The sequence below is a fragment of the Roseomonas sp. E05 genome, from assembly GCF_030063475.1.
In the GTDB taxonomy this organism is placed as follows: Bacteria; Pseudomonadota; Alphaproteobacteria; order Acetobacterales; family Acetobacteraceae; genus Pseudoroseomonas.
In genome coordinates this window covers 256,558-268,412 of the sequence record NZ_JASIRT010000003.1, presented here as the reverse complement: position 1 = coordinate 268,412, position 11,855 = coordinate 256,558, and the positions used below count along the sequence as shown (strand labels likewise).

Sequence of the window (11,855 nt, the reverse complement as noted above, 5' to 3'; positions counted from 1 at the left end):
TCAGGACCTCGCTTCCGCCACGCCGGCGAGACGGCCGGCGATCAGCCCATAGGTCAGCCCGAACCACAGCCCGCCCACCGCCAGAACGGCCAGGGCGGCGACCGGCAAAGCCCAGAAGCCGGCGCCGGGCGCCAGCAGCCAGACCTGGTGCAGCAGCACGCCGCCCAGCACCCAGGGGGCGAGCTGCGCCAGCGCCGCCGGGCTGCCGCGCACCGCGCTGGGCAGCAGCATCACCAGCGGCAGAAGCGTGGAGAGCAGCAGCGAGAGCAGCTCGATGCTGAGCCAGCCCCAGTGCTGGCGCAGCACGTACCATTCCACCTTCTCCGGCAGGTTGCCGTACCAGATGACGAGATACTGGCTGAAGCCGAGATAAAGCGAGCCCAGCACGGTGGCGAGCAGCATCCCACCGACATCCGGGGCCGCCTCCGAGGGCGTCGGGCGCAGCCGCGTGGCCCAGGCGAGGCAGGCCAGCAACTGCAGCACCAGCGAGGCCATGCCGAAGGAGGTCGAGTGGAAATGCGGCTCCAGCGACTGCACCCAGTCGAAGCCGAGCAGGGTAACCGCCACCACGTGGAAGATCAGTCCGAGCGCCGCCACCATCTGCCGCAGGCCTCCGGGGCGCAGCCCCACCAGCAGCAGGCCGAGCACGGACCAGACCGCCAGCGCCGCCACCCCGCGCAGCGCGGCCGCCGGCAGGTTGAGGTAGAGCTGCGCCACGATGTTCCGCTCCGGGTGCTCCGGGCCGGCAACCCAGGGGTAGAGCCTGCCCAGGCCGACGACGAGCGGCAGGATCAGCAGCAGGAACAGCGGCAGGCTGGCGGCGGCCGGCGCCAAAGCAAGCCAGAGGGCGCGCCCCCACCTGCCGCCGGTCAGCGCATGGACCGCCAGCAGTGCCAGCGCGCCGAGCGCGATGCCGAGCCAGAACAGCAGGCCGATCATCCAGCCCGCCGCCAGGGCCTCGCGCGCCTCGGGCAGGACCAACAGGCCCACCAGCAGCAGCGCCGTCCCGCCCGCGCCCCCCAGCAGGGCCAGCCGCACCCGTCCGGGCCGGGCGTGCAAGGCCTCGCCGCTCATGGCCTGCCCCCTCCTCCGGCCTCAGCCAGCGCCGGCGCCCGCGTGAGCTGCAGCGCGCGGATATAGGCCACGATGGCCCAGCGATCCTGCGGCGCGACGCGGTCGCCATAGCCATACATGACGCCGTAGCCGTTGCTGATGACGTCGAAGAAATGCGCGGCCGGCGCGGCGCGCAGGCGCTGCGTGTGGTAGCTCGGCGGCTTCGGGAAGCCGCGCTGCACGATCATGCCGTCGCCCAGCCCGGCGGTGCCGTGGCAGGGCGTGCAGAAGATCTCGTACTGCGCCTTGCCGCGCGCCAGAAGCTCCGGCGTGGCGGGCGGCGGGCTGGCGGCGGCGGCGTCGCGCGCCAGGTCGCCCTGCGCCACCACGCCCTCGGGCAGCGGGCGCGCGGCGGTGCCATCCGGCCAGAGGTCGGTGCGCTCATAGGGGTTCAGCTTGCGTTGCTGCTTCATGTCCAGCTTGCAGCCGGCGAGTGCCAGCAAGGCCACCGCACAGGCCAGGGCATGCCTCATTGCGCCACCTCCCGCACCGAGACGGGGCCGAGCCCATCCAGCAGCAGCGCGAAGCGTTCCGCATCCACCTTCGGGTCCTGCACGGCGAGGAAGAAGGCGTCCTGGCTGGCGCGGTCGAAGTCGCGCGCCGCGAAAAGCGGGTGGTGCAGCCGCGGCAGGCCGCTGAAGGCGAAGAAGGCGACGAAGCCGGCCAGCGCGGCCGCCAGCACCCCCGCCTCGAAGCAGAGCACGACGAAAGTGGGCCAGCTGTTCAGCGGCCGCCCACCCAGGTCGAGCGGATAGTCGATCACCGCGCTGTACCAGCACATCGCGTAGGTCAGCACGGCCGCGACCACCCCCGCTCCCAGCATGACGGGGCGGATGCGCGCGGGCGGCAGGCCCAGCGCCTCGACCAGTTCCGGCACGGCGAAGGGCGTATGCGCGTCGAGGCCGTTCCAGCCGGCCTCGCGGGCGCGGCGCGCGGCGGCGATGAGCGTCTCCGGATCGCGGAACTCGGCCAGCAGCAGCGCCGTCATGACTCCCGTCTCCGCTCGCGCAGCAGCTTGCCGAGATCGTGCATCGCCACCGCCGGCAGCAGCCGCGCGAAGCAGAGGAACATCAGCGCGAAGAAGCCGAGCGAGCCGGCCAGGATCAGCCAATCGAACAGGCTCGGCCAGAACACCGACCACATCGAAGGCAGGTGCCCATGCGAGAGCGTGTTCCAGATGATCAGGATGCGCTCCAGCCACATGCCGATGTTCAGCACGATCGCCACGCCCACCACCGCGAGAATGTTGCGCCGCACCTGCGGGAACCACAGGATTTGCGGCGCCAGCAGGTTGCAGGCCAGCATGGCGAAGTAGAGCGGCGCGTATTCCCCGGTGAACAGCTTGTGGAGATGCACCAGCTCCGCCCGGCTGCCGAGCGACCAGGCGTAGAACCACTCGGTGGCGTAGGAGAGGCCCATGCCCAGCGAGCAGGCCAGCACGATCTTGCCCATCACCCCGAAGTGGCGCGGGGTGATGACCGCCTGCAGGCCGAGCCCGAGCCGCACCAGCGCCGTCAGCACGATCACCATGCCGAAGCCGGAGAACAGCGCGCCCACGACGAAATAGGGCGGATAGATCGTCTCCTGCCAGCCGGGCATCAGGCTGGCGGAGAAGTCCATCGCCGCCACGCTGTGCACGGAGACGACGAGCGGCAGCGCCATCACCGCCAGCGCGCGATAGACGGCATCGTGCAGTTGCCAGTGACGGGCGGAGCCGCGCCAGCCCATCGCCAGCACGCCGTAGATCACCTGGCCCGTGCGCGTCTGCGCCCGGTCGCGCAGCGTCGCCATGTCCGGGATCAGGCCGAGATACCAGAACAGCAGCGAGAAGATCAGGTAGCTGACGATCGCCGCGAAGTCCCAGACCAGCGCGCTGCGCCACTGCGGCCACAGCCCCATCACGTTCGGATAGGGCGCCAGCCAATAGGCGTATTCCGGCCGGCCGAGATGCAGGATGGGAAACAGCCCGGCGATGGAGACGGCGAAGATCGTCATCACCTCGGCGAAGCGGTTGATCGCCGCGCGCCAGGGCTGCCGCGTCAGCAGCAGCGCCGCCGAGATGAAGGTTCCGGCATTGCCGATGCCGATCCACCAGACGTAGTTGGCGATCGGGAAGCCCCAGACCACCGCGGTGTTGTTGCCGAAGATGCCCAGTCCGCGCAGGAACAGCCAGGTGACGCAGCCCGCCAGCATCAGCGTCATCGCCAGGGCCACGCCGAAGGCGGCGTACCAGCGCCAGCCGACATTGCGGCGCATCAGCGCGTCGGCCACCAGCCCGACCAGCGCGCCATAGCTCGTGCCGCGCGGCAGCAGCCCCTCGCTGCCTCCACCGCTCATGCCTCCGGCTCCTCCAGCGCAGGATTGGGGTTGCGCGCCTGCGCCAGGTAGGTGGTGCGCGGCCGGGTGCCGAGATGGCCGAGCAGCGCATAGTGCTGCGGCTCATGACGCAGCCGGCTGACGGCGGCCTCCGCCTTCCGCAGATCGCCGAACTGGATGGCCCGCGAGGGACAGGCGGACTGGCAGGCGGTGCGCACCTCGCCCTCCGCGATCGGGCGATCCTCCTTCTCCGCCTGCCGCCGCGCGGCGCTGATGCGCTGCACGCAGTAGGTGCACTTCTCCATCACGCCGCGGCTGCGCACCGTCACGTCCGGGTTGTAGTGCGCGGCGACGATGGGCTCACCCTGGTTGGCGTATTCCTGCCCGTCGGCATAGCCGTGGAAGTTGAAGCGCCGCACCTTGTAGGGGCAGTTGCCCTGGCAGAAGCGGGTGCCGATGCAACGGTTGTAGACCTGCACATTCAGCCCCTCGGCGTCATGCACCGAGGCGGCGACGGGGCAGACCGGCTCGCAGGGCGCGGTCTCGCAATGCATGCAGGGCACCGGCTGGAAACCCGGCCGCGGCGCGGCCTCCGGCCCGTGCCAGTAGGTGTCGATGCGCAGCCAGTGCATGTCGCGCCCCTTCGCCACCTCCTCGGGGCCGACCACCGGCACGTTGTTCTCCGCCTGGCAGGCGACGACGCAGGCATTGCAGCCGATGCACAGCGTGCTGTCGATCACCATGCCCCAGGCGACCGGCGCGTCCGGCTCCAGCGGCTTGAAGATGCTGGTCGGCGGCTCCTTCGGCTCAGGCTCCAGGGGGTGGTCGAGGAAATCGGCGAAGGGCCGCTCGGGCAGCAGTTCCTGCGCCTCGCCCTCCAGCCGGTGCGCCTCCTGCAGGTGCAGGATGTCCTCGCGCCGCCCGGCCGGCGCGAGCCGCAGCCCGGGCAGCGTCCAGAGCGCATCGCCCCGGCGCAGCACATAGGCATTGGCGCCGAACGCGTTGCCGATGGCCCCGGCGCGCCGCCGCCCGTAGCCCAGGCTCAGCATCACCACGCCGGCCGCCATGCCGGGCAGCGGCAGCACCGGCGCCTCCAGCATGCGGCCGCCGGCATGCAGTTGCACCACGTCGCCCTCGCGCAGCCCATGCCGCTCCGCCTCGCCGGGCGCCATCAGCGCCGCATTGCCCCAGACCTGCCGGGTCAGCGGCTTCGGGCATTCCTGCAGCCAGGGATTGTTGGCGTAGCGGCCGTCCCAGACGGTCGGGTCCGGCCGCAGCAGCAGGGTCAGGCCAGCCTGCGGGGCAGATGGCGGCTCCGGCAGGCGCGCGGCGGGCGGCGGCAGGGGCTGTGCGGCGCTCTCCGGCACCACGCCGTCATGCAGCACGCGGCGCCAGGTCGCCTCGAACGCCTCCGCCGGCCATTGCGCCGCCCAGGTCTCGCGCACCGCGGCATAGGAGTCGAGCGAAAGCCGCCCCCGCAGCAGCCCCAGCAGCCAGGCGGCGGAGCGGGTGGCGTAGAGCGGCCGGATCAGCGGCTGGGCGATGCTGGCCGTGCCGTCGGGCGCGCGCAGGTCGGCCCAGTCCTCCAGCGGATGGTGCTGCGGCAGATGCCAGCGGCAGAGCGCGGCGGTCTCGTCGCGCCAGGGGCCGAGATGCACGGTGAAGGCCTCGGTCTCGCGCAGCGCGGCGGCGAAGTCGAGGTCGGCCGGCGCGTCATAGGCCGGGTTGGCGTCGAGGATCACCAGCGTGTCCACGGCGCCGCCGCGCAGCGCTCCGGCCAGGGCGGGCAGGTCCTCCGGCTGCTCCGGCGGCGGCGGCAGGTAATCCACCGGCGCCTCCAGCCGGCCGTTGATCCAGTGGACCAGCGCCTGCATCTCGGGCGGCGCCCAGGGGCCCGCCAGCACCAGCGCCGCGCCGCGCGCGCCCTCCAGGTCCTGCGCCGCGGCGTCCAGGAAGCGCGCGACGGGTGCCGGCAGGTCGGGCGCCGACAGGCCGGCCCCCAGCCGCGCCGCCAGCGCCAGGGCGAAATCCCGCAGCCCGGCGGGCGCCAGCGCCAGCCGGTGGTCCGCCTTGGCGCCGGTGGTGGAGAAGCCCGGCTCCACCGCGTAGAGCCGCGCGAGACTATCGGGGCGGTCGCGCCGGGCGCTGCGGATGGCGGCGAAGGCGCGGCCATGCATGATCTGCTCCGGCCCGGGCCCGAGCGGATCGGCGTCGAGCGCCAGGATCACCCGCGCCCGCTCCAGGCGCGGCAGCACGGTCAGCGGCGTGCCGAAGGCCAGGCGGGCGCCGGCCCGCGCATCGGTCTCGGCGACGGGCTCGTGCACATGCCAGTGCATCGCCGGGAAGCGCTCGCGCAGGCCGCCGATCAGCCGCAGAAGCGTGGCCGAGGTCTGCCGCCCGGTCAGCAGCCGCACCCCCTCCCCGCCCCTGGCCTCGGCGGCGGCGAGGCGCGGCAGCAGCGCGGCCTCGAAGCCCTCCCAGGTGCCCACCCGCCCCTCCTGGCGCAGGCTGCGGGAGCGGTCCGGATCGTAGAGCGAGAGGATCGCCGCCTCGGTGAAGACGTCGGTGGCGCCCTGGCTCGCCGGGTGGCGCGGATTGCCCTCCAGCTTCACCGGCCGTCCTTCGTAAGTGGTCGCCAGCACGCCGCGGGCATAGCCGTTCATCGGCAGGCTGGTGGCGAAGCGCATCGAGACGCCCGGCGTCAGCCCATCCGGCTTGTTGACGTAGGGGAGGATCTCCTCCTCCGGCTGCCCGCAGGAGGTCAGCGTCAGGGCGGAAGCGAGCAGGCCGAGCGCGGCCTGGCGGCGCCCGAGCAGGGGCGGCATCGGGGGCGTCATCGATGGCACCGCGAGCAATCCGTCAGGTTCTTGGTTTCGATCAGGTAGTGCTGGATCAGCCTGCGGCCGCGCTCCTCCTGGTCGGCGGGCGGCGTCCAGTTCATGTCAAGGATCTTGTCCTCCGGCCGCAGGAATTGGGCCGGATCGCGGTGGCAGTCGAGGCACCACTGCATGGTCAGCGGCTTGTCCTGCCAGGTCTGCTGCATGGTGTGCACGGGGCCGTGGCAGGTGCTGCAGCCGACGCCATTCTTCACATGCACGCTGTGGTCGAAGTAGACGAAGTCCGGCACCTGGTTCACGCGCCGCCAGGGGATCGGCTTGCCCTCGCCCAGGCTGCGGCGCACCGGCGCCAGCATCTCGGCATTGGTCCAGAGCTGCGAGTGGCAGGTCATGCAGGTATGGGTCGGCGGCAGCCCGGCGAAGGCGGATTCCTCCACCGACTCATGGCAGTACCGGCAATCCAGCCCGAGCCCGCCGACATGGTGGGCGTGGCTGAACTGCACGGGCTGCTCGACGATGCGGTCCTGCGAGGTGGAATAGGCGGTGTAGGGCCGGACCAGCAGCACGGCGAGGAGGGCCACGACGAACAATGCAGCGCCGGCGAGCACCGCGCGCAGGATGGTGTCGGCGCTGGGAGGAAAATGCTGTGCCATGCCGGATCAACCGGCGCGCCACAGGACCTGCGGACAAAAGCCTGCGCGGCGGCGAAGCGGCAATTCCGCTGCGGCTCGGTGCGTCAAGGCTCCGTCCCCCTTACATGCCTTTGGACTTCAACGCCCTAATCTCAGCTGTTCGTCATGGTTGCCCGCCTTGTCGATTCTTAATGTTCCACCCAGGCCCGCCCTGGGGGCGTGAGGCGCAGGCGGCGGGTGCGGCGCTCATCATCCGGCCGGGTTCAGCTCCACCTTCACCCAGCCGGGCTTCCGCTGGTCGAACTGCTTGTAGGCCTCGATCACGTCCGTCAGCGGCTCGTGCTGGGTGAGAACCGAGGTCGGGTCCACCACGCCGGCGTCCACCATCTCGACGAGACGCGGGATGTAGGTGCGATGGTTGCAGTTCCCCATGTTGATCGAGAGGTTCTTGTTCATCGCGGCGCCGATCGGGAAGAACTGGTCGGTCTGCGGATAGACACCGATGATGCCGAGCGTGCCCGCCTTGGCCAGCGTCTGCACCGCCCAGATGCTGACCTGCGAGGGCCCGTCGCCCGGCTTCCACAGGCTGCCCTGCGGCTTCGCGTCGGGCGCGATCTTCGAGACCTGCTCGTCGAACTGCTTCGCCTGCTCCCCGCTCACCGCGGCGGGCCCCTGCTTCGGCCGTTCGGCATCGACGCCCACCGCGTCGATCGCGCGATCGGGGCCGATGCCGCGCGTCAGTTCCTTGATGGTCTCGACGGGATCTTCTTCATTGAAGTTGATGGTCTCCGCGCCCAGCTCGCGGGCCTTCTCCAGCCGGTCGGCATGGCCGTCCACCGCGATGACGCGGTGCGCGCCGCGCTGGAAGGCGCTGAGCACGGCGAAGAGCCCGACCGGCCCGCAGCCCCAGACCGCCACCACGTCCCCCGCGCCGACCTCGGCCAGAACGGCGCCGAAATCGGCGGTCGGATAGATGTCGGAGAGCAGGATCGCCTGGTCATCCGAGACATCGCGCGGCAGGCGGATGAGGTTGTGATGCGCGAAGGGGATCCGCGCGTATTCCGCCTGCAGACCGTCGAAGGGCCCGGTCATCTCGGGGCCGCCGAAGAAGGCGGTGCCGGCGCTCGGGCCGTTCGGGTTGGCGTCGTCGCATTGCGCCGAATAGCCGGAGCGGCAGTAGGAGCAGTTGCCGCAGCCGATGGTGGAAGGGATCACCACGCGGTCGCCACGCCGCAGGTTGCGCACGCCGCGCCCCACCTCCTCGACGATGCCAACGCCCTCATGGCCGAGGATCGTGCCCGGCTTCATTCCGGGCAGGGTGCCGCGGATCATGTGCAGGTCGGTGCCGCAGATGGCGCTGGCGGTCAGCCGGACGATGGCGTCGCTGGCCGCCCGGATCTTCGGTTCCGGCACGGTCTCCAGCCGGATGTCACCGATGCCGTGGAAAACGACTGCTTTCATGCGGGGGGAACCCTGTGTCTGGGCCGCGCGGTTGCGGCCCGCCGCGGCTTTGCTTCAGGCGGTGCGCGACCTCCTGGCCGCTGCACCTTCGCGGGAAACCCGCGCTGCGGGGCAGGGTTCCGCACGTCACGGCATTGCGTGGCGCGGCTGCGCCTTCGGGGCCGCAGCCGCCGGCGAGCCTTTTGCCCGTCCTGAGCCTTTTATCCCTCTGGCGCGTTAGGATGGCTCCCGAGGGCGCCGCGACGGACCGGCGCCCGGAACACAGCCAGGACGAGGCGATGGATCTGGAACCCGAAGGCCTGCTGGCCGCGCAACTGGTGGAGCGGGCGGAGGAGAGCGGGACGGCCGGGCTGATCCATCTGGCCCGCTCGGAGGCGCGCGCCGCCCGGCTGCACCACGCTGTGCGGGCGCTGGCGCCCACGCTGGAGGCGGTGCTGCTGCCGGGCTGGGACTGCCTGCCCTATGACCGCATCTCGCCCTCCCGCGCCGTGATGGGCAGCCGCATGGCGGCGCTGGCGGCGCTGTCCCGGCCGGCATGCGGTCCGCGCCTGGTGATCGCCAGCCTGGCCGCGGCAATGCAGCGCCTGCCGCCGCCCGACGCGCTGGACGGGCTGACGCTGCGCAGCGGCGCAGCGCTGGAGCGCGAGGCCCTGCGCGATCGCCTGCTGCGGCTTGGCTATGTGCTGGACGAGCGGGTGGACGAGCCCGGCGAGGCGGCCCTGCACGGCGCGGTGCTCGACATCTTCCCTGCCGCCGAGGGCGCGCTGCCCTGCCGGGTCGAGCTGGAGGAAGGCCGCATCGGCGCCATCCGCCGCTACGATCCGCTGACCCAGCGCAGCGCGGCGGAGGTGGAGGCGGTGACGCTCGGCCCCGCCTCGGAGATCGTGAACCCGGGAGGCGAGGAGCTGCCGCTGCCGGCCGGCGCCGAGCACGCGCTGGCCGAGTTCCACCCGCGCCTCGTCAGCCTGTTCGAGTTGCTTCCCGAGGCGCGGGTGGTGGAGGAGCCGGAGGTGGAGGAAGGCCGCGCCCGCCGCGAGCGGGAGGTGGCCGAGGCCTTCCGCACCCGCCTGCGCCTGGACACCGGCGAGGAGACGGCGCCCCGCCTCAGCGAGCCGGCCGCGCTGCATCTTGACCACGCCGCCTGGAAAGCCGCGCGCGCGGGCCGCGAGGTCACCGTCCTGGAGGAGGCCACGGAGGCGCCGCCAGGCCAGTTGCCCCGCTTCGCCGCCGCGCCGGAACCCGAGGAGGCCTTCCTCGACTTCCTGGAGGCGGAGCGCGCGGCCGGGCGGCGCGTCGCCCTGGCCGGGCCGCCCCGCGCCGCCCGGCCCTTGCTGCGCCTCGCCGCCGAGCGGCTGGGCGCGCCGGCCGAACCCCTCTCCGGCTGGCTGGCGCTGCGGGCCGCCCCACCCGGCGGCTTCGGCCGGCTGGACGGCGCCCTGGCCAGCGGCTTCCGCACGGAGGAAGCGACCGTGGTCGCGCTGGCCGATGTGCGCCCGGCCTATGCGCGGGAGCGCGACCTCCCCTTGCACGGGCTGATCTTCGGTGCGGCGCAGCTGCAGCCCGGCGATGCGGTGGTGCATCTGGAGCACGGGCTGGGCGCGCTGCGCGGCGTCGAGACGGTGGAACTGGACGGCGTCGCGCAGGATTGCCTGCGCCTGGAATATGCCGGCGGCGCCACCGAGCTGGTCCCGGGCGAGGAAGTGGACCGCCTCTGGCGCTACGGCGCCGAGGCGGAGAGCGTCAGCCTCGACCGGCTCGGCGGCGAGGCCTGGCCGAAGCGGCGCGCCGAGGTCGAGGCGCAGATTGCCGAGACGGCGCAGGCCATGCTGGCGCTGGCGCGCGAGCGGGAGGCGCGCAAGGCGCCGGTGCTGCGCGCACCGCGCGCCGCCTACCAGCGCTTCGTCAACGGCTTCCCCTTCGCTCCCACCGCCGACCAGGAGGCGGCCATCGAGGCCATGCTGCACGACCTCGCCGCCGGCCGCCCGATGGACCGGCTGGTCTGCGGCGATGTCGGCTTCGGCAAGACCGAGGTGGCGCTGCGGGGCGCCGCCGTCGCCGTCCTGGCCGGCTGTCAGGTGGCGGTGCTGGCGCCCACCACCGTGCTGGTGCGGCAGCACCTGGAGACCTTCCGCCGCCGCTTCGAGGCGCTGGGCACCCGTGTCGAACCGCTCTCGCGCCTCTCCTCCCCCGCCGAGGCGCGCGCCACCAAGGCGGGGCTGGCCAGCGGCGAGATCGGCATCGCCATCGGCACCCAGGCCCTGGCGGCGAAGGATGTGCGCTTCAAAAAGCTCGGCCTCGTCATCATCGACGAGGAGCAGCGCTTCGGCGCCCGGCAGAAGGCCATGCTGCGCCGCCTCGGGCGGGACGTGCATTGCCTGACGCTCACCGCCACGCCCATCCCGCGCACGCTGCAATCGGCGCTGATCGGGCTGCAGGCGCTGAGCGTCATCGCCACGCCGCCCGCCCGCCGCCAGCCCATTCGCACGCTGCAGGCGCCCTGGACCGACAGCCTGGTGAAGGAGACGCTGCAGCGCGAGCAGCGCCGCGGCGGGCAGAGCTTCATCGTCTGCCCCCGCATCGCCGACATCGCGCCGATGCACGCCCGCATCCGCCGCCTGCTGCCGCGCCTCAAGGTGCTGGAGGCGCATGGCGACATGCCGCCGGAGGAGATCGACGCCGCCATGGTGCGCTTCGCCGATGGCGGGGTGGACGCGCTGCTCTCCACCAATATCGTCGAGACCGGGCTCGACGTGCCGCGCGCCAACACCATGCTGGTCTGGCGCGCCGACCTGTTCGGCCTGACCCAGCTCCACCAGTTGCGCGGCCGGGTCGGGCGCAGCCGCACGCGCGGCAACATCCTGCTGCTGACCGACCCCGAGGCGCCGCCCAGCGCCGCCGCCGCCCGCCGCCTGAACACCCTGCAGGCCTTCGACCGCATCGGCGCCGGCTTCGCCATCAGCGCGCGCGACATGGATCTGCGCGGCGCCGGCGACCTGCTGGGCGAGGAGCAGGCCGGGCATGTGAAGCTGATCGGCATCGGCCTCTACCAGCACATGCTGGATGGCGCCCTGCGCGCCGCCCGCGGCGAGGCGGAACGGGAGGAATGGTCGCCTGCCGTGGTGCTCGGCATCAGCGCCGCCATTCCGGAGGAGTACATCGCCGAGGACGCGCTGCGCATCGAGCTGCATGCCCGCATGGGCGAGGTGCTGCGGCAGGGCGCCACCGGCGCGCTGGAGGAACTGGCCGAGGAGATCGAGGACCGCTTCGGCCCGCCCCCGCCGGCGGTGCGGCACTGGCTGGATCTGGGCCGGCTGCGGCTGCGCTGCCGCCGTCTCGGCGTGCGGCGGCTGGAGGTGGGGCCGCAGGGCGCCGTGGCGCAGCTCGCGGGCGAGCGTTTGGTGCTGCGCCAGCCCAGCACCACCCCGGCGGAGCGGCTGAGCCTCGCCGCGCGCCTGCTGAGCAATGTTCGCCGCCACATCCGGCAGGCGGCGTGAGC

The 11,855-nt window shown here is 72.6% G+C and carries 8 protein-coding genes; 1 reads left to right on the top strand and 7 read right to left on the bottom strand.

Translation table 11 applies throughout. The features are described from left to right. The 7 genes from QMO56_RS05480 to QMO56_RS05450 form a co-directional block, all read right to left on the bottom strand. On the bottom strand, positions 1-1,074 hold the full coding sequence (locus QMO56_RS05480) for a hypothetical protein (protein WP_283524028.1): 1,074 nt from the start codon (positions 1,072-1,074) through the stop codon (positions 1-3). Continuing rightward, positions 1,071-1,586: a cytochrome c gene (locus QMO56_RS05475; RefSeq protein ID WP_283524027.1), complete on the bottom strand. Its 516-nt coding sequence runs from the start codon at positions 1,584-1,586 to the stop codon at positions 1,071-1,073. Before QMO56_RS05475 ends, QMO56_RS05480 begins: the two co-directional genes overlap by 4 nt. After that, positions 1,583-2,101 carry a DUF3341 domain-containing protein gene (locus QMO56_RS05470; protein WP_283524026.1) on the bottom strand — a complete coding sequence of 173 codons (519 nt, stop codon included), beginning with the start codon at positions 2,099-2,101 and terminating at the stop codon, positions 1,583-1,585. The genes QMO56_RS05475 and QMO56_RS05470 overlap by 4 nt, the downstream gene beginning before the upstream one ends. After that, the gene (gene nrfD / locus QMO56_RS05465) at positions 2,098-3,450 is read right to left on the bottom strand and encodes an NrfD/PsrC family molybdoenzyme membrane anchor subunit (protein ID WP_283524025.1); all 1,353 of its coding nucleotides are present in this window, start codon (positions 3,448-3,450) and stop codon (positions 2,098-2,100) included. The genes QMO56_RS05470 and nrfD overlap by 4 nt, the downstream gene beginning before the upstream one ends. Further along, positions 3,447-6,254, bottom strand: coding sequence for a 4Fe-4S dicluster domain-containing protein (locus tag QMO56_RS05460; protein WP_283524024.1), 2,808 nt, complete (start codon positions 6,252-6,254; stop codon positions 3,447-3,449). The genes nrfD and QMO56_RS05460 overlap by 4 nt, the downstream gene beginning before the upstream one ends. A gap of 8 nt (positions 6,255-6,262) precedes the next feature. Next, on the bottom strand, positions 6,263-6,919 hold the full coding sequence (locus QMO56_RS05455; RefSeq protein WP_283524023.1) for a cytochrome c3 family protein: 657 nt from the start codon (positions 6,917-6,919) through the stop codon (positions 6,263-6,265). A gap of 228 nt (positions 6,920-7,147) precedes the next feature. Continuing rightward, on the bottom strand, positions 7,148-8,359 hold the full coding sequence (locus QMO56_RS05450) for a zinc-dependent alcohol dehydrogenase (protein ID WP_283524022.1): 1,212 nt from the start codon (positions 8,357-8,359) through the stop codon (positions 7,148-7,150). Positions 8,360-8,637: 278 nt separating this feature from the next. Here QMO56_RS05450 and QMO56_RS05445 point away from each other — a divergent pair, with 278 nt between their 5' ends. Continuing rightward, complete coding sequence (locus QMO56_RS05445; RefSeq protein WP_283524021.1) at positions 8,638-11,853, top strand: DEAD/DEAH box helicase; 3,216 nt, start codon at positions 8,638-8,640, stop codon at positions 11,851-11,853. The last annotated feature ends 2 nt before the right edge of the window (positions 11,854-11,855 follow it).

Bases quoted from the DNA above. Each gene is read 5' to 3' on its own strand.
- QMO56_RS05480 (WP_283524028.1), bottom strand. From the start codon at position 1,074: ATGAGCGGCGAGGCCTTGCACGCCCGGCCCGGACGGGTGCGGCTGGCC.
- QMO56_RS05475 (WP_283524027.1), bottom strand. From the start codon at position 1,586: ATGAGGCATGCCCTGGCCTGTGCGGTGGCCTTGCTGGCACTCGCCGGC.
- QMO56_RS05470 (WP_283524026.1), bottom strand. From the start codon at position 2,101: ATGACGGCGCTGCTGCTGGCCGAGTTCCGCGATCCGGAGACGCTCATC.
- nrfD (WP_283524025.1), bottom strand. From the start codon at position 3,450: ATGAGCGGTGGAGGCAGCGAGGGGCTGCTGCCGCGCGGCACGAGCTAT.
- QMO56_RS05460 (WP_283524024.1), bottom strand. From the start codon at position 6,254: ATGCCGCCCCTGCTCGGGCGCCGCCAGGCCGCGCTCGGCCTGCTCGCT.
- QMO56_RS05455 (WP_283524023.1), bottom strand. From the start codon at position 6,919: ATGGCACAGCATTTTCCTCCCAGCGCCGACACCATCCTGCGCGCGGTG.
- QMO56_RS05450 (WP_283524022.1), bottom strand. From the start codon at position 8,359: ATGAAAGCAGTCGTTTTCCACGGCATCGGTGACATCCGGCTGGAGACC.
- QMO56_RS05445 (WP_283524021.1), top strand. From the start codon at position 8,638: ATGGATCTGGAACCCGAAGGCCTGCTGGCCGCGCAACTGGTGGAGCGG.